The 17,084-nt window shown below is 41.1% G+C and carries 15 protein-coding genes; 2 read left to right on the top strand and 13 right to left on the bottom strand.

Annotated features, from left to right (window positions below; genetic code table 11):
- Nucleotides 1-6: 6 nt before the first annotated feature.
- The 8 genes from G4D54_07005 to G4D54_06970 all read right to left on the bottom strand — a co-directional run bounded on the left by G4D54_07005 (nucleotide 7) and on the right by G4D54_06970 (nucleotide 5,557).
- Nucleotides 7-738: a hypothetical protein gene (locus G4D54_07005; GenBank protein QJA02191.1), complete on the bottom strand. Its 732-nt coding sequence runs from the start codon at nucleotides 736-738 to the stop codon at nucleotides 7-9.
- 11 nt (nucleotides 739-749) lie between these two features.
- On the bottom strand, nucleotides 750-1,451 hold the full coding sequence (locus G4D54_07000) for a DUF2705 family protein (protein ID QJA02190.1): 702 nt from the start codon (nucleotides 1,449-1,451) through the stop codon (nucleotides 750-752).
- Entirely contained in the window at nucleotides 1,448-2,173 is a 726-nt protein-coding gene (locus tag G4D54_06995) for a hypothetical protein (protein QJA02189.1), read from the bottom strand. Before G4D54_06995 ends, G4D54_07000 begins: the two co-directional genes overlap by 4 nt.
- Nucleotides 2,163-2,939 carry a hypothetical protein gene (locus G4D54_06990; GenBank protein QJA02188.1) on the bottom strand — a complete coding sequence of 259 codons (777 nt, stop codon included), beginning with the start codon at nucleotides 2,937-2,939 and terminating at the stop codon, nucleotides 2,163-2,165. The genes G4D54_06995 and G4D54_06990 overlap by 11 nt, the downstream gene beginning before the upstream one ends.
- Nucleotides 2,940-2,992: 53 nt before the next feature.
- Entirely contained in the window at nucleotides 2,993-3,436 is a 444-nt protein-coding gene (locus tag G4D54_06985) for a DUF2712 domain-containing protein (GenBank protein ID QJA02187.1), read from the bottom strand.
- A gap of 147 nt (nucleotides 3,437-3,583) precedes the next feature.
- Nucleotides 3,584-4,336, bottom strand: coding sequence for a hypothetical protein (locus G4D54_06980; protein QJA02186.1), 753 nt, complete (start codon nucleotides 4,334-4,336; stop codon nucleotides 3,584-3,586).
- Nucleotides 4,296-4,838 (bottom strand): hypothetical protein, encoded by a 543-nt coding sequence (locus G4D54_06975; protein QJA02185.1) that lies wholly within the window; start codon nucleotides 4,836-4,838, stop codon nucleotides 4,296-4,298. Before G4D54_06975 ends, G4D54_06980 begins: the two co-directional genes overlap by 41 nt.
- Nucleotides 4,835-5,557, bottom strand: a complete 723-nt coding sequence (locus tag G4D54_06970; GenBank protein ID QJA02184.1) for a response regulator transcription factor — start codon at nucleotides 5,555-5,557, stop codon at nucleotides 4,835-4,837. The genes G4D54_06975 and G4D54_06970 overlap by 4 nt, the downstream gene beginning before the upstream one ends.
- 106 nt (nucleotides 5,558-5,663) lie before the next feature.
- Between G4D54_06970 and G4D54_06965 the strand changes: the two genes are divergently transcribed.
- Nucleotides 5,664-7,745 (top strand): diguanylate cyclase, encoded by a 2,082-nt coding sequence (locus G4D54_06965; GenBank protein ID QJA02183.1) that lies wholly within the window; start codon nucleotides 5,664-5,666, stop codon nucleotides 7,743-7,745.
- 36 nt (nucleotides 7,746-7,781) lie between these two features.
- On the opposite strand, the gene G4D54_06960 is transcribed toward G4D54_06965, so the two are convergent.
- Nucleotides 7,782-9,416: a putative manganese-dependent inorganic diphosphatase gene (locus tag G4D54_06960; protein ID QJA02182.1), complete on the bottom strand. Its 1,635-nt coding sequence runs from the start codon at nucleotides 9,414-9,416 to the stop codon at nucleotides 7,782-7,784.
- Nucleotides 9,417-9,589: 173 nt separating this feature from the next.
- Between G4D54_06960 and G4D54_06955 the strand changes: the two genes are divergently transcribed.
- The gene (locus G4D54_06955) at nucleotides 9,590-10,009 is read left to right on the top strand and encodes a hypothetical protein (protein ID QJA02181.1); all 420 of its coding nucleotides are present in this window, start codon (nucleotides 9,590-9,592) and stop codon (nucleotides 10,007-10,009) included.
- A 124-nt stretch (nucleotides 10,010-10,133) separates the two neighbouring features.
- Here the strand turns inward: G4D54_06955 and G4D54_06950 are convergent, their stop codons facing one another.
- The 4 genes from G4D54_06950 to nifJ form a co-directional block, all read right to left on the bottom strand.
- Nucleotides 10,134-11,342: a helix-turn-helix transcriptional regulator gene (locus G4D54_06950; protein ID QJA02180.1), complete on the bottom strand. Its 1,209-nt coding sequence runs from the start codon at nucleotides 11,340-11,342 to the stop codon at nucleotides 10,134-10,136.
- 79 nt (nucleotides 11,343-11,421) lie between these two features.
- Nucleotides 11,422-12,171: an N-acetylmuramoyl-L-alanine amidase gene (locus tag G4D54_06945; GenBank protein QJA02179.1), complete on the bottom strand. Its 750-nt coding sequence runs from the start codon at nucleotides 12,169-12,171 to the stop codon at nucleotides 11,422-11,424.
- A gap of 111 nt (nucleotides 12,172-12,282) precedes the next feature.
- Nucleotides 12,283-13,494 (bottom strand): AI-2E family transporter, encoded by a 1,212-nt coding sequence (locus G4D54_06940; GenBank protein QJA02178.1) that lies wholly within the window; start codon nucleotides 13,492-13,494, stop codon nucleotides 12,283-12,285.
- Nucleotides 13,495-13,555: 61 nt separating this feature from the next.
- Nucleotides 13,556-17,062 (bottom strand): pyruvate:ferredoxin (flavodoxin) oxidoreductase, encoded by a 3,507-nt coding sequence (gene nifJ, locus G4D54_06935; GenBank protein ID QJA02177.1) that lies wholly within the window; start codon nucleotides 17,060-17,062, stop codon nucleotides 13,556-13,558.
- Between the last annotated feature and the right edge of the window lie 22 nt (nucleotides 17,063-17,084).

Here is a 17,084-nt window from a genome sequence, read left to right as displayed (position 1 = left end):
ATCCTCCTAAATGATTTCTTTTAAAATATCCTTTTTTTTGAATGATATATAGTTTAAAGAGTATAGCAAGAATACCAATAATAGCAGTTTCGCCAAGTTTATTCCATAAAATATCAAGCTTAATCCGGTACTATGCACATCGTATATCGCTCCATATACGTCCATTTCTGTAAATAGAAATGTGAATTTATAGAACCGTGCTACAAAGATGATTGCAATCGCCATTACTACTGTGAGAGACATAGACAGCCAGCGTTTTGAAGTATTCAGCAACAAGCTCACATAAATACACCCTAGCACAATATAACACAGTGTCCAGTGAAGAGTGTTAAATATACATCCAATAAAACAACCGGTATCCCATAGGGTTTTGAAATCCGTTAACTGGATCAATGCCAGTAAAATTGTAAGTATATTTAGCCATAAGGAAAATAGAAATGCCCATAAGGCAATATGCTTCAGGTATTCTCGCATATATAATTTTCGATTCAAGCGAGAAAGAAGCTGAATCTCCATCGTCGGTATTGTAGTATTTAATAAGAGCAAATAAAACAATGTATAAAAGCTCAATAAATGCGTAATATTCGTGAATAGAGATTGGGTTGAGAATACACTTATAAATGCCTCCAGCGGTAATGGACTTTCAATAAAACGATATTTCATATACCAACGAAAAATCATGATAGCAGCTATCATCGAAAAAATCTGTAAGGTCTGCTTATTCATTCGCATCTTCATATCATCACCTCTTACAATAAATCCTTTCTACAAAACCTCATTTGCCCAAACATGAAAACCAGAACTGTTAAAATTGTGCCTATTATGAGAAATGCGATCGATGTAATAGTTATAACCTCTAATCGCAGCTGCATTATTGCATTTGGTATAAACAAGATAAAGGGTATGCCATATATTTCATTTGTAAATAACACATCTCCCATTATCACAGATATCAGATAATACAGTAATACAGCAAACAAGGCAATTCGTGAATTATTAAAAATTTCTAAATACATCTGCATATGAATAATCCCTATTTCAATCACCATATTCAGCACCGCCATACCGATCAGGAAGGAAAAATCTGAAATATAGAAACTTTTTCCATAAACTAAAAATCCAATAATGAGGTATATGATTATCTTTAAAATCTCATAAAAGAAAACCCCCATGATTATTTTCTTAGCAAATAATCTATAAAACACCTTTCTGCTTATCCCTCGTGTCACATAAAGTGCTGATCGCTCTGTTATCAGATCTTCGAAGATATGAAAGAAATAGAGTGGTAATACGCAAAACAACGAAAAATTCATGAGATAAAATTCAAATCGACTATGAAACATAATGCCATCATACAATACTCCTGCATCTTTTGTACCATTCATTATCAACAGATATTCACTAAACAGCATCATCAGGAAAAAAGCCCAATATTTATAAGAATTTCTCATTTCAACAATGACCTTCTTTGAAAAAAACGTTTACTTACTTCGAAAAGCACGCAAGATACAATCCCCAGACGTACCATCATCCAGCACCAGTCCGCGAAATGCAGCTGATGATCTGAATAAGTTCCGTACAAATTTTCAAACACATCGACTTGATAAAACAAGAGTGGAACATCGAGTGTCATAATCCCAATCCCTCCCAGTAAAACAAGAACAGTACTCAACCATGATCTCTGAGTAATGACATATAACAGAAGATACACCTGTCCAAGAATGTAAAAGCAGAGAAAGATATGGAGAAATGATAGAAACTGAGCGATATAATAGGAACCATTCCATAAACTCTCTATACTGAAAAAATAATGCACGTTTACTACTGCTACCAGATTGAATATGAAGGACATGAGAAATGCAATTAACAGAACAAGAAGCGTTACATGTTTAATGTATCCTCTTCTTGTACCTTTCGTAATACGCTGGGCTGTACACTTCTGCATCATTAATAAGATTGCAATCATATACAGTAAAGCATAAATGGTATACATTTTATCAGTTCCGCCTAGGGATGTCACTGACGCCAAAGCAAACACACGAACATCAACCAAGTCAAAGATTACATCAGTTGGGTTATTTCTATATTTGAAATAACAGCGAATAGACATATATATTAAAAAGGCAATAGAAAGGCCTAGTAATAATTTCCAGTTTTTTTGCTTATAAGTCATCCTTACTCACCTTCTTTCGATAACCCAAATAGACACACAATAGTACGATTCCTGTATATAGCAGTAGTGCTGGTACTACAAAGGTAAATCCATATTCAATAAATGGTTGTTCACAATACATAATACTAAACCGATTCGATATCAGAAACATCCAAATAAAGTAGGATACTGCATACAAGAATTTCACATCTCTAAGAAAAAAGCTCAACGCACTGCAATAAACTGAACAAAGCCCATATATCACTGCCGCAACAAACATGTAGACAATATATGTTAGCTCAGGCTGTATTAAAGATAATGCATTTAAGGTGGTATGCATGTATTCACCAGATCTCATTCCCTGATGAAAAAGTAAAATAGCAAGTAAGTAATTTATGAGCAATACTATGAATGTCATACAAAAGCCAACAAGAAAAGAAGCTTTCAGTTTAGAGAAATATTCCTTTTTTCGTCCGCATCGTATCGCTAGAACTGTATGATAATGCAATTTATATTCAGTTGTATAGGAATCTGAAATGCATATCAACATATACAGTGGCATACACCAAGAGAATAGCATTGCTCCAATATGTCCTTCTGATTTAGCACTCAGATATGCCATAAATGCGGGACTAAATACATTTTTCCAATCTAAATGATCTCCTTGTGATATTACATTATTTTTATAATTTATTGACAGATCCAGCAACATAATCAACATAAAGAAAATGAATATTAGATATGTTTTTTTATTGTACAGAACTGCTTTCAACTCTTTTCTTAACATGTGAATCACCTTTCTTTTTAAGAATTACCTGCAGCTTAGCTGCAGGTATTCCCTTACGGATAATAACGCTTCCCTGTTTCTTCGTCCCAAACACCTGATACAAAATAATCAGTGTCATTTTTATTATTATTCTCTGCTGTTAAATAAACAGTAGATCGGCTTGCGGATGAATACGTATTATAATACTGTGGACCATCTTCGACACGGATAGAATGGGAAGGAGCAACATTATCTCCATTGTAATGCTCCAGCCAGTAAGTCGTATATGTCCATGCGCCTTCTTCAGATCTTTTCATCCATACCTTCCATGCATTGTTCACATCAGCCGTACCACAATATCTGCCGGTCTTTCTGCTATTTTGTTGCTGTTTCAATATGTGGAATTGATAATCCACATCATTGTCTTCATACGCCGCAGCGATTGGTGAAACAGCCGATAAAGCAAGAAATGCCGCGAATGCCGCACTCATTGCATACTTCCTTTTTCCTGTTTTCATAAATTTTCTCCTTTTCTGAATAGACAGAGTCCTATTCTCTTTTCTCCTTTCTGTGACTCGCACTATTCTTATACATAGAGTATCATATTATTCAAAAAAGAAAGCTTGAACTGTATAACATGGCAGAATTCCTGTCTAAAATGACGATTACAATGGAGAACATGGAAATACAAGCAGGATGAGACATTGAATTTCCTTTGTTTCTATCTTAATGGTTCCCCCATATTTATCCACAATCTTCTGTATTCGACGATATGGAACGGTCCTTGTTTCCTTTCCCTTTTCAGAAGCTATAACTGTAAATGTTTCCCTGATAACCAACATACCTTGTATTTCTCTAATTACTAGATTTACAGAGCGTTTTCCTGTCATGGCACCTATTTCATTAAATGCATATTCCAGCAAGAAAGAAAACATTGTGATCAAGTCGTACTCCTGAAACATAGTCATTTCCTTATCTTCATTATAGATGTCCAATTGGATATTTAGTTTTTTAGCTTCCTCTATCTTATCTGTAAACAGCATTTGCAAAATGGGGATAGAAGAATAGAAATTAGGCTCCATATCCTCAATCTGTGCCTGTAAATCGCTGACATATGTGTTTATCATCTCATTATTTCCTGTAGCCTGAAGCAACAGATGATTTTTAATATCATGTAGCAAATATGCCATTTCTGTCTGTGCTTTTTCATTTTTCTTATAATATGCAAATGTCAATTCCTCTTTTTTCTGAAGCTTGTACAGCTCTGTTTCTGTTTCATAGCTGGAACATAATTTATAGAAAAGACGTATAAAAAATAATAAAAACATTAACAGAAATGCCGCTAATAAGAAAATGGTAAATTCTATAATCATGGCATTATACCATTGCGAGAGATAAGATAAACCAGCCAACAGCATCAAAGAAAATGTAAAAAAAAACCAGACAGAAGATGATATCACCGAAGCTCAGACGATGAAATACAGTAAAATCTATCGGTCGAATAAGAATTCTGTAGGATAACAGAAACAGTACAGATGAAACTGCCGTTGTTATACTAAAGGAAGCACTCGTATTTTCCATTGTGGTAGGAGTTAGAAAATGTACAAAGAAAAATACTGTAAATAACATGGCAATCGCTTGCAGGAGTAACATGAGATTGATAAATATATCCTTATGTATATACACACGAAAAGTAAGAAACAAATATAGATACATAAAACACCAACAAATAACAAAATTCCACGGATATTCAATATGAAACCAAAGAGGCAATACAGATACAACAATCAAAAATAAACCGTTTTTTGAGTTTGAGATAACAGCCTTGTATCTACATTCAAAAAAATCAAGAAAAACACTATTATACACAATGGCTGCTGCCAGTGTGAGTAATTCGAAAAAGGATGATAAATTCATCATACATGGGATACCGCCTTTTCTAAATACATTAGAAATTCCTCCCGAAATTCCTTAACTCTTAATTTCGATATAGGAAGTGCTGTCTTTTCCTGATCGTCTAGGAGGATTGAGGAGCTGTCGAATGAACGGATATGATAAAAGTTCACAATAAATGCACGATGAGGTGAAAAAAAGTCGTATTCTTTTAAACGATTCATACATTCATTTAATGTTTCTTTTGTTATGTAGATTCCATTAGTTGTATAAATATGTGTTTTACGCGATTTGAACTCAAGATATAAAACTTCTTTAATATTGAGTTTTGTCACTCCCTCTGTTGTTCGAAAAACAGTAAATTTTGTTTCCATGAGCTTCTGATATCGCTTAACCTCTTGTAACACATGCTCAATCTGTGAGGACCGAAATGGTTTGTCCATATAATCAAAAACATGAAGTCCATAAGCTCTTGTTTTATATTTCGAATAACCAGATACGATAATTAACAATACATTCATATCTGTCTTACGAATCTGCTCTGCTGTTTCAATACCATTTAGATCATCCATTTCAATATCCAAAAAGATTAAATCAAAATGCAAAGAAGATGCCAGCAAATCTTCACCGGAGGAAAATTCATAATATTCATTTATATTTCCTTCCTTTGCATCATATTTTTCACAGCATTTTCTTATCTGTTCTTTTGCTTTCGGATTATTATCACATATTGCTATTTTGTTCATATTTATCCCTCCCCATAAATATATCTTTATTTTATAACAGAAGACGAAAAGAAAGTAAACAATATTTTATATTAATATTTGAAATATATGCACAAAGGGCTATAAAATGATGTATCATATAAGTATTATAAGCGAAGGTGATTGTATGAAAGAGGAAATCCACAAAGCGTTTGATGATTATCTGGAACGCTTTCAAAGTGATGAGAATGTTTGTGAAAGCATTAAAAAGCTGGTGTTGGAACAGCTCGGCTGCGGCAGTGAGCTCGATGCTGTTCTCCGGCGTTTTCTTGAGATTGCAGAAACACAGCACTATCCCTATGCAACACCGCTGGGCTATGCCATGCTGTTTTTCAGAACCTATGCCTCGGATATCGATCTGGCGATTTCCTATAATGAAAAAGCCAGAAAGCTGTTTCTGCAGCTTCCGGATTATAAAGAGCGTGACGGCATACTGACCGTAGCCAACAATGCTGTACTGGCCAATATTCTAAAGGAAAATTACGGAGCCGCCTATCAGGAGATTGCAGCTGCCATGCCGCTGGCTGAGAAGGGTGGACGGATTTCCTATTACTCCGCTTTTCTGAATAACGGAGCCATCATCCTGCGGGAGTTCGGGCTTTACAAAAAAGCTATTCAACAGGTGGAGGAAACACTGGAGAAACGTGATCTTATCGGAGAAAGTAATTTCTTCATCACGATTTTTCTGTTGTCCAGCCTGTATCTTTATGCCAGAGAAACGGACAAGGTGCGTAAGCTTCTGGAAGCCCATATGCAGGAGCTTATTAAAAGTGAATATTTTGATCCCAGCATTTACTACAAGCAATATATGGAGGCAGCAATCATCGATGATAACCGGCCGCTCGCCGAGCAATGGTTTCAGACGCTGACGCAAACCTATGATTTTTCAAAAAATGATCACCTCGATAACAATGAGGTGTACCTGTCTTTAGCACGCTACCACATGTATCAGAAGGATTATGAAAAGGCTCAGGAGTATTACGAGCATCTGCTGGCTCACATGGACGAGCTGCTTGGTCATAAGCGGCATATTCTTGAAGAAGCAGCAAAGCTTTATGAATGTCTGAATGATCATGCAAGAGCATATTCCTATATGCGGCAGGCACACGAGCTTTCCATAACCTACACCGCCTTCATTGATGATATGTATCGGCAGGAAATCGAAGATGTCTGGGAAAAGAATCGCATGCTTTCCTATGAGGTTCTGTATGACCGTTTGCTTGATATGACTGAGTTTGGGAAAACGGTGACCTCCTGTCTGAACCGAAAACAGCTTTTCCATGTCATTGAACAGCATGCCGGACGCATCTTTTCCTTTGATAACTGGGAGGTTCTGCTTTATGAAGAACCAAGAGGATTATTTCATTCTCTCAATGATACCTGCTATGAATTGGAAACACATCCCATTCTTAGGGAATGCATACGCAAAGCTGCATCGCAAAAGCTGCCCAGCCTTACACCGGAATCTGCTATCACCCAAAGTCTTGGATCACTCTACGATGAGAAGACGCGCTCTATGCTGCTGCAGCCGATTACCTATCAGGGAACTATACTGGCCATATTCTGCATGAAATCAAATCAGATGGAGAACTTCAGCCGAACAGACCAGCGACTGCTGCAGGTCTTCGCCGACTACATTGCAATCGCCATCCACAATGTCTTGCAGTTTGAGGATGCGCTGGATAAGTCCAGCTATGATTACCTCAGCGGTATCTACAATCGAAGTGCCCTTATGCAGTATGGAGAAACTATGCTGCAGGAGGTATTGCAGAACAGACATTCCATTGGCGTCCTGATGATGGACATTGATGATTTTAAGAAAATCAATGATACCTTCGGACATATGCAGGGGGATGAGGTAATCCGCCGGGTAACCGCCATCATGAGGCAAAAACAGCGTCACGGTATCATCGCACGCTTCGGGGGTGAGGAATTTATCCTCCTGATTGACAGTATCAGTAAGCAGGAATTGTATGAGCTGGCCGAGGATATCCGCTACGCCTGTGAAGCTTGCAGGATCGCCACGGAAAACGGTACGATATCCTTCACCATCAGCATCGGCTGCTATTATCAGGAGCACCCGACTTCTGCACTGCAGGAATTGTTCAATGAAGCTGACCAGCGGCTGTATATCGCCAAACGAAACGGAAAGAATTACGTACAGATGTAGTATAGAAAAAAGATGCCGCCGGCATCTTTTTCTATACTACATGGCTTCCAGACATTTGGAAAGAGAAGGAATAATCTGTTTCTTACGTGAAATGACACCATCCACAAAATACAGATCATCCATAATATCCTCCTTAAAGGCTTCATCCACAAGAGAACTCAGAGAACCGATAAACACCAGATTACTTCCACTGCCGTCTGCGGCTGTAAAGCACATCATCAGCAGATCGAATTTATTTATCTCGTTAATTTTCTTCATATAGGAACGAATTTCATCCTGTACATCCACGATTTCCTGCTCATCGGCGATATTGATCTGACCGATCGCAATCCGCCTTCCGTCAATATTGTATTCCTTGAAATCATTATACAGGATTTCGGACATGCTTCTTCCCTTGATTGTGGCAACCGCTCCAAACATCTCCTTCGCCATGGCATCCAGATCAAGGCCGGCGACAGCTGCCAGCTCCTTTGCCAGCTCCCTGTCAACGGGAGTGGTCGTAGGAGAATTGAAATTCATCGTATCACTGATAATCGCACAGCACATGATCGCTGCCGTTTTCTTTTCTGGTACAATACCCGCCTCCTTGTACATGCGGGCGATGATGGATACCGTACTGCCGATGATTTCGTTACGGAAGCGTATCGGTGTTGTCGTTTCCACATCACCGATGCGATGATGATCCACAACCTCCAGAATCTCCGCCTCCTTCAAATCATCAATACTTTGAGAAAGCTCGTTATGATCGACCAGGATGAATTTTTTCTTCTGATAATTCAACAGGTGATAGCGGGAAATCGAGCCCAGCACCACGCCCTGATTGTTAACAATTGGATAGGAACGAAATCTGGATTTCGACATCTGTTTGTATACATCATCAATATAGGCATGGTTGTTGAAGCTGATGATTTTACGCTTCATAATCAGCTTCACACTTGGTGAGCGATACATGCTGCGGGCTACCTGAAACATATTCAGCGGTGTTTTGATAATCGTACAGTTTGCTTCCTTCGCCATGCGGATAATTCCCTGGGAAATGATATCCACATCCACCAGGATCATACAGCCGGCCCCATCACTCAACGCACGCTTTTGCAGCTTCAAATCATCATTTACAACGACGATGCTGTCACGATAGCTGATGTCGCTGTACTCCGCATTCCGACTGCATAAGATATGAATTCTTCCATTTGTGCGATACGCTTCGCATTCATACAGAAACTCGCCCTGCAAAACCTTGCGGATATTCTCGCAGGATGTGTTTTTCATAAGGGAAATCGGCTTTTCTCCCTTATCGCTCATCAGGATATTTGTCATATCCGACAGGGAAACAACACCAATCAGCTTCTGTGCTTCATCCACAACGAACAATGCGCTGGTGGAACGCATCCCCATGCGGTCCCACGCCTCCTTTATCGTATCATCCTTTTTCAGCAGCAGCGGTTCATCAAACGGTACATCATACAGCTTGACTCTGGCATTTTGAATATACACCGGTTCCGGAACCTGAAATTTCTTTAAAACAAAATCCGTTTCCGGATTCAATTCTCCCAAACGGCAGGCAATGGCATTGATTCCCAGCTTCTGCTTCAGCTGTGCATATGCAATTGCCGATACAATGGAATCCGTATCCGGATTCTTGTGCCCGATAATATGAACAACGTCTTTCATTACGGCTTCACTCCCCTGTTTTCTTACGTTCATTGTACCTTATTTAGCCCCTTTTTTCCAGTGGTAGCGCTATCTTTTGCTGCACTGTGATAGCTTTTAACGAATTTCTTCCGTATACCATATAAGAGAAAAGTGTGTTATACTGTATAAAACAATCAGAAAGAGGCGATATTATGTCTACCCTTAAACGAGCAATTCTGTTTCTGTTTCCTTATTTGATACTTGCGGTATGCATATTGGAGGAACGCTGGAGAATACAGGCTGCATCCCTCATGCAGTATGATACGTATACGGATATGCTTACGCTGACAGCTGTCATCTGTACGATATTTATATTCTTTTATATTCTCAATATTATGGAGAAATATGACGGAATCGCATTGCTTTTGAATACAATTGCAGTTATTGTCTATACCCTTTTGATCTGGCTGCCTGATGTATTTGCGTCACTCAGTCCAATTGCCTACAGTGTTTTTCAAAATGAGCAGCTATTTCTCACAGTCACCTATGGGCTGCTTCTGATTGGAGAAGGCTATCAGATTTCTTTCCTCATCAAGGAGAGAAGAACTGATCAAGGTGACTCGGATTCTTAATTAATATCAATAGACTGTATAAACGTAAAACGATCAATGACGACTGTAAAGTGAGATTGATCGTTTTAATTTCTTTTATTTCCAAGCCACCGCAAGTGAGACAGCCGCTGGATATTATGTTTTTCTATATTTTTTTATTCCCTGTCCCATGTTTTCCTTTTTTCTGCAGGATATCGCGGCAATACCACATGATCATGCCGATACCCGCCGTTATTGCAAATGCAAATGGAAGCTTTATATAGAAACGGTCTACAATCGTTGTGAACAAAAGCGTAATCACGCCGTATAGGAACAACAGACTGACATTGGAAATGTAATACAGCACTCTTTTGCTTTTCATAATCGCAAGCAGCTGTAACAGACAGGAGCCACCCAAAATCAACAGCAGCCTTCCTCTGCACACACGCAACTGCTCGGTAGATACTGTCAGCGCATAGTCATTGCCGGAATAATCCGGAGGTACTGAATTATGGAATTGATCAATCAGTGAACGATATTCCTGATACAGCAGAAGAAATATAACTGTCAGTGTCACAGCGGCTGCCAGCGGCATCATAATACGTAAAATAGCTTCCCCCTTACTTGACCATCTGCGAAACAGGATATTCTTTTCCTCCTGTTCTTTTACATGTACTCTTTTATGCAGGGCGTTCCAGCCAATATCATAGCGCATAATGAACGTATGCCGTAAAAAGCCATACACTGCCACAAGCAAAAGAAAGGCAGCCACATACATCAGCAGATATATGGTAATGCCGGTTTCAAATCCGTTCACGAGAAGGCTGTAAGGATTGAATACCTCTTCCGTCTGCATCGCCATCACATCCAGCAAACTGGAAAAACCGAATTGCAGAAACAGGTATAGGATATACACATATTGCAGGACGGAAACAAGCGGGAAATAAGCCAGCAGCAGATTCCAGCGGGTCAGCGCAGGAAGTCCCTTTTTATCCGTATGCTGAATCATGAGTACAAAGCTGAAGATCATCATGCCTAAAAAAGCCGCAAAGGAAAGCAGTTGGGATATCTGAAGCTTTAAAAACACATAATACAGCAGCAATGCAAGCAGAGTTAGTGCATAGGGAAGATAGCGCTGTAAATCATAGCGCGACAAATCACTGTAGCTTTCCGTATCACCGAGAAGCTCATCACAGCTGATTCCCAATGCCTCGCTCAGCGGCTTCAGTAATGTAATGTCGGGATACCCCTCAGCCGTTTCCCATCGTGAAACTGCCTTATTACTGACATTCAGCAGCTCTGCAAGCTGTGCCTGCGTGTACCCCTTCTTTTTGCGCAGCTTTATAATCTTTTCCGCAAATTGCTCTTTGTTCATACACCATCCCTCCTTTATCTATAGTATGACGAAATTCCATATAAAAAGCAATCCACGATTGCGGGATTTACTCCACGCTTCATGGATTGCTATCCGATTTCTTTTCATCCTCCAATGTCTTGATAATGCCATCCGCTATTTTATCCGCAAAAACCTTCCGTTTTGCATCATCGATCAGATACAGACGGTCGTTCTCACTGGCGAGAAAGCCGGCTTCTATCAGAATGGAGGGCAGCTTATTATTTTGCAGCACCTGAATTGGAGACAGATCCTGATCCTTCATGCCCCGATTCTGAGAATAGCCCAGAGAATCCAGCTCCTTTAAAATATTTTCCGACAGAGCCTTCACCCTCGGCTCCTTCATTTTCCCCCAGATTTCATAGCCATAGGAGCCATTTACCACTTCTGCCGCATTGGTATGTATAGAAACAAACAGACGGGCATCACTTTCATTGGAGATACGGACACGTTCGCTGAGATCTTCAATCTCATTCGCCGGCCAGGATACAGCATCACTCTGTCTCGTATACAGAACAGGATAGCCGTTTGCTTCCAATCGAGCACCGATATCCTTAACTAGAGCAAGTGTAACATCCTTTTCATACAGCTCTTCAAAGGTACTACCCGCATCATAGCCGCCATGTCCGGCATCAAGAACAACAACGGGTGTCTCTGCCTTTTTACTGAACAAAGGCGCAAGGATAGGATTGTCCGGAAAAACCTTCACGCATATGATCAGCAGCCCCAGTATGACCAGAAACTCCATCGCAACTACGATCAGCAGTCGAATCGGATTAATTCCTCTTTTTTTCTTTCTTTGCTTTGCCACCGTGTCACCTGACTTTCAAACTGATGTAATTATAGCAGATAAATCAGGAAATTCCTACCTTTTGCGTGACGGAAATGAGATGATTTGCATACCGATTCCACAAACCTTATCTTATGCAGAATGCTCCTCTTCATCCTCCTGATACACGGTTTTCTCTGTTACAATCAGCCTCTGCTTTCGCAAACGGTGATTCACATATTCCGTAAAGAAAACATACAGACATGCTGTTGTCGGTACTGCCATAATCATACCGAAGACACCCCACAGATCCCCGAAAACAAAAATACTAAGCAGCACCCAGAGACCGGGGAGTCCCACGGAATTGCCAACCACACGGGGATAAATGACATTATCCTCAAAGTAGCTGAGTATCTGATAGAATATGATAAACCATACACTCTGTAAGGGATCCTTGGACAGCATCATAATCGCTCCGACACTCATAGCAAACATGGAGCCGAATACCGGAACCATGGAACAAACGGCAATCAGTGTACAGATGAGCTCCGGATACGGGAATTGAAACAGCCGCATGAAGATATAATACAAAACCCACAAAATACAGGCCTCCGTCAGCTGCCCGCCGATAAAGCTGGAAAATATCCGGTTTACACGTGCAGCATAGCGGAAAACGATCTTTGAATTTCCATATCCGAGAAAGGCCGCTGTCACCTTGCGCATCTGGCGTATGAAGTTTTCTTTCCCGCTAAGCAGATACAAGGAGAACATAAAGCCCGTAAAGCCGACAGCAAAGCTGGAAACAAAGCCGGTAGCGCTTGATAAAATCCCGCTGGCACTGCCGGACAGCAGATTGATTACGTTGGTAACGATTTTCTCCCATGGCATCTGAATGAACTGCTCAACCTGTGTAATATTCTCGATTCGATAATCAATATGGAAATATGCCAGCACCTCATCGATATTCTTCACAATATTCGTAAAGAAGGAGGTTAGATTTTCCATAAGGGATATGAGAGAATCGATAATGCTAGGCAGGATGATACTGCTGATAAGAATGATTAAAATCAGAGCAAGCAGAAACGTGAGTATCATGGAAATGACACGTTTTTTCTTTTGGAGAAAGGAATCCTGCTTTGTATGGCGAAGCAGAAAGCCCTCAATATGCTTCATTGGCAGATTTAAAACATAGGCAAAGACAATGGCATACAGCAGGGATTTAAACACGGATAATACAAAATCAAAGCCGTTTTTCAAGTCCTGCAGATGCACAAGGAGAAATCCAAGCAGAAGAATATAGGTACTCAGGTAAATCCAGGGTCGTATGGATCGTATAACGTCTTTATCACGAAAAGGCAGTTTCATGTGCATCCCCTCTTTCTTTTGAAAAAAAGGACTGGACGTATCCAATCCTTTTTATGATTTCTTACATTTCTTCTTTTGCGATTGCAAGTAATCTCTTATGACGTTTCATAGCGTCCTTCTTTGTTTTCTCAAACATTTCGTACGCTGTTTCACCTTTTACCTTAGGCAGCTGGCTGTAACGAGTTTCTGTCATCATGAAGTCCAGCATCTTCTCGTAATCAGGCTCCTTGGAGTCGATTGTCAGAGGAGTTTCTTTTCTTGGGTCATAACGATACAGATCGAAGTATCCGCACTCAACAGCTTTTGCCTGTGTTCTCTGGTGGTTAGCAAGTCCGCCCTTGATACCGTGCTCCGCACATGGAGAGTAAGCCAGGATCAGAGATGGTCCATCATAGCTTTCTGCTTCCTTCAGTGCTTTCAGTGTCTGGTTTTTATTTGCTCCCATAGAGATTGCAGCTACATATACGTGTCCGTATGCCATAGCGATCTGTCCCAGGTCCTTCTTCGCAGTTGTCTTACCACCTGCAGCGAACTTGGCGATAGATGCAGCCTGGCTGGATTTGGAGGACTGTCCACCAGTGTTGGAGTAAACCTCAGTATCCAGAACCAGAACATTCACGTTCAGGTTGTTTGCCAGTACGTGGTCTAATCCGCCGTAACCGATGTCATAAGCCCATCCGTCACCACCGACGATCCAGATAGATTTGGAAACCAGGTCAACATCTGCCAGTTCTTTTACCATAGCGATATCAGATTTAGCAGCCAGTTCCTTGATTGTCGGAGCGATTTCTCTTTCCGCATCACGGTCACCGTGTACTTCCAGATATTTAGCAAATGCTTCCTTCAGAGCAGGCTCAACATTTTCCATGTTGTCTTCCATTGTCTTCAGGATTCTTGATTCCTTATAGTTCTGTGCCAGAGCCATACCATATCCGAATTCCGCATTGTCTTCGAACAGAGAGTTCGCCCATGCAACACCCTCACCATTGCTGTCATTTACGAATGGAGTGGAAGGAGTAGAAGAACAGTAGATCATAGAGCATCCTGTTGCATTCGCAACCAGCATGTCATGACCGAACAGCTGAGATACCAGCTTATAGTATGGAGTTTCACCACAGCCAGGGCAAGCTCCGCTTACTTCGAAGTAAGGCATCATGAACTGAGATCCCTTAACGGTATCAGCAGGGAAGAATTCAGTCTTGTATTCTGTATGCTTGAACAGGTAATCTGCCAGTGGTTCTTCACCAAGCTTTTCGTTGATGTCAACCATTTCCAGAGCCTTGTTACCGGCTTTACCAGGACACTCAACCGCACACAGACCACAGCCTACACAGTTTGCAGGAGTAACCTGGATACGATATTTCAGGTTTTCAACACCCTTACCCATTGGTGTAATTGTTTCAAATTCCATAGGTGCTGCAGCAACCTCTTCCTCTGTTAACAGGAACGGACGAATTGTTGCATGCGGACATACAAAGCTACAGATACCGCACTGGATACAGTTTTCCGGGTGCCATGTAGGTACCTGTACTGCAATGGTACGTTTTTCTTCAAATGCTACGTTGTTACGGATAGAGCCATCCAGCAGGAAGTCTCCTGTGAATGCGCTGACAGGCATATCATAGCCCTCCAGACCGTTGATTACTGCAACATGGTTATCGAAATATTCGTCACCAGTCAGCTTACGGCTGGAATCAAATGGAAGATCAGCCCAAGCTGCATCCACCGTAATTTCTTCGATTCCGGCTTTACCAGCATCGATTGCCTTGTAGTTCAGCTGTACAACAGCATCACCCTTCTTGGAGTAGGATTTCTTTGCTGCTGCCTTCATCAGCTCAACAGCTGTATCGTATGGCATAATCTGCTCATTCAGTGCGAAGAATGCAGACTGCAGAATCGTGTTGGTTCTACGTCCCATACCGATTTCCTGAGCGATTTTAGTTGCGTTGATGATGTAGAATTTTGCATGCTTTTTAGCAAGCTGCGCCTTCATACGGTTCGGCATGTGCTCAACGATTTCTTCCTTGGAGAAGGTAGTATTCAACAGGAAGCTTCCGCCTTCCTTGATATCTTTCGCCATGTCATATTTGAACATGTAAGCATCCAGTGAGCAGGAAATGAAGTCTGCGTTACCGATATAGTAAGTGGAACGGATTGGAGAGTTTCCAAAACGCAGGTGAGAACGGGTAACACCACCGGCTTTTTTAGAGTCATATGCAAAGTAAGCCTGTGCATACTGATCTGTATTGTCACCGATGATCTTGACAGTGGATTTGTTTGCAGAAACCGTACCGTCTGATCCCAGTCCCCAGAATAAGCAAGAAGTGTAGTCAGCTGGAACGTGGAAGTTGGAATCTGCTTCCAGGCTCAGGTTGGTAACGTCATCAACGATACCGATGGTAAAGCTGTTCTTCATTTCATCCTTCTTCAGTTCATCAAAGACAGCTTTGATGTGGTAAGGCTGTGTATCCTTGGACCCCATACCGTAACGTCCACCGATGATTTCGATGTCTTTGTCCTTCAGTGCAGACAGGATGTCAAGATACAGAGGCTCTCCCATGGATCCTGTTTCCTTTGTACGATCCAGTACAGCAATTTTCTTAACTGTTTCCGGCAGTACAGCCAGTAGGTATTTTACAGAGAACGGACGGTACAGGTGAACCTTGATCATACCAACCTTTTCTCCGGCAGCAGTCAGCGCATCGATTGTTTCTTTAGCAGCCTCTGTTACAGAGCCCATAGCAACGATTACACGTTCTGCATCACTTGCACCATAGTAAGTAAACGGTGCATATTCACGACCAGTGATTTCACTGATTTTCTTCATGTAGTCAGCAACGATGTCAGGAATTGCATCGAAGTGTTTGTTTCTTGCTTCCACACCCTGGAAGAAGATGTCGTCGTTCTCAGCACCACCGCGTGTTACCGGGTTTGTGTGAGGATTTAAAGCGTTCTTGCGGAATTTAGCAAGAGCTTCCTTGTCAACCAGTTCCTTGAATACATCTGTATCCATAACTTCGATTTTCTGAATTTCGTGAGATGTACGGAATCCATCGAAGAAGTGCATGAATGGTACGGACCCCTTGATTGCAGCCAAATGAGCTACACCAGCCAGATCCATAGCTTCCTGTACAGAATGGGAAGCCAGCATACATACACCGCTCTGGCGGCATGCATATATGTCTTCATGGTCACCGAAGATGTTCAGTGCTCTTGTAGCAAGTGCACGAGCTGCAACGTGGATAACGCCTGGCAGACACTCACCAACCATCTTGTAGATGTTTGGAATCATCAGCAGCAGACCCTGAGAAGCCGTGAAGGTTGTAGCCAGAGATCCTGCCTGTAAAGCACCATGTACTGCACCAGCTGCTCCACCTTCGGACTGAAGTTCAGCAACTTTTACAACACTGTCAAAAATATTCTTGCGACCCTGTGTAGCCCACTGATCAACAACCTCAGCCATTGGTGAAGATGGAGTGATCGGGTAGATCGCAGATAGTTCGGTAAATGCATACGCACAATGTGCGGCTGCAGTATTACCGTCCATTGACATAAATTTCTTAGTCATTTGTTTTCCTCCTTGCATAACT

The sequence above is a fragment of the [Clostridium] innocuum genome (assembly GCA_012317185.1).
Taxonomy (GTDB): domain Bacteria; phylum Bacillota_I; class Bacilli_A; order Erysipelotrichales; family Erysipelotrichaceae; genus Clostridium_AQ; species Clostridium_AQ innocuum.
This window is presented reverse-complemented; position numbering and strand designations above follow the sequence as displayed.

What these genes read in the sequence shown, in the direction of transcription:
- G4D54_06975 (QJA02185.1), bottom strand. Translation starts at nt 4,838, where the DNA reads ATGATGAATTTATCATCCTTTTTCGAATTACTCACACTGGCAGCAGCC.
- G4D54_06950 (QJA02180.1), bottom strand. Translation starts at nt 11,342, where the DNA reads ATGAACAAAGAGCAATTTGCGGAAAAGATTATAAAGCTGCGCAAAAAG.
- G4D54_07000 (QJA02190.1), bottom strand. Translation starts at nt 1,451, where the DNA reads ATGAGAAATTCTTATAAATATTGGGCTTTTTTCCTGATGATGCTGTTT.
- nifJ (QJA02177.1), bottom strand. Translation starts at nt 17,062, where the DNA reads ATGACTAAGAAATTTATGTCAATGGACGGTAATACTGCAGCCGCACAT.
- G4D54_06955 (QJA02181.1), top strand. Translation starts at nt 9,590, where the DNA reads ATGTCTACCCTTAAACGAGCAATTCTGTTTCTGTTTCCTTATTTGATA.
- G4D54_06960 (QJA02182.1), bottom strand. Translation starts at nt 9,416, where the DNA reads ATGAAAGACGTTGTTCATATTATCGGGCACAAGAATCCGGATACGGAT.
- G4D54_06990 (QJA02188.1), bottom strand. Translation starts at nt 2,939, where the DNA reads ATGTTAAGAAAAGAGTTGAAAGCAGTTCTGTACAATAAAAAAACATAT.
- G4D54_06965 (QJA02183.1), top strand. Translation starts at nt 5,664, where the DNA reads ATGATGTATCATATAAGTATTATAAGCGAAGGTGATTGTATGAAAGAG.
- G4D54_06985 (QJA02187.1), bottom strand. Translation starts at nt 3,436, where the DNA reads ATGAAAACAGGAAAAAGGAAGTATGCAATGAGTGCGGCATTCGCGGCA.
- G4D54_06995 (QJA02189.1), bottom strand. Translation starts at nt 2,173, where the DNA reads ATGACTTATAAGCAAAAAAACTGGAAATTATTACTAGGCCTTTCTATT.
- G4D54_06940 (QJA02178.1), bottom strand. Translation starts at nt 13,494, where the DNA reads ATGAAACTGCCTTTTCGTGATAAAGACGTTATACGATCCATACGACCC.
- G4D54_07005 (QJA02191.1), bottom strand. Translation starts at nt 738, where the DNA reads ATGAAGATGCGAATGAATAAGCAGACCTTACAGATTTTTTCGATGATA.
- G4D54_06970 (QJA02184.1), bottom strand. Translation starts at nt 5,557, where the DNA reads ATGAACAAAATAGCAATATGTGATAATAATCCGAAAGCAAAAGAACAG.
- G4D54_06980 (QJA02186.1), bottom strand. Translation starts at nt 4,336, where the DNA reads ATGCTGTTGGCTGGTTTATCTTATCTCTCGCAATGGTATAATGCCATG.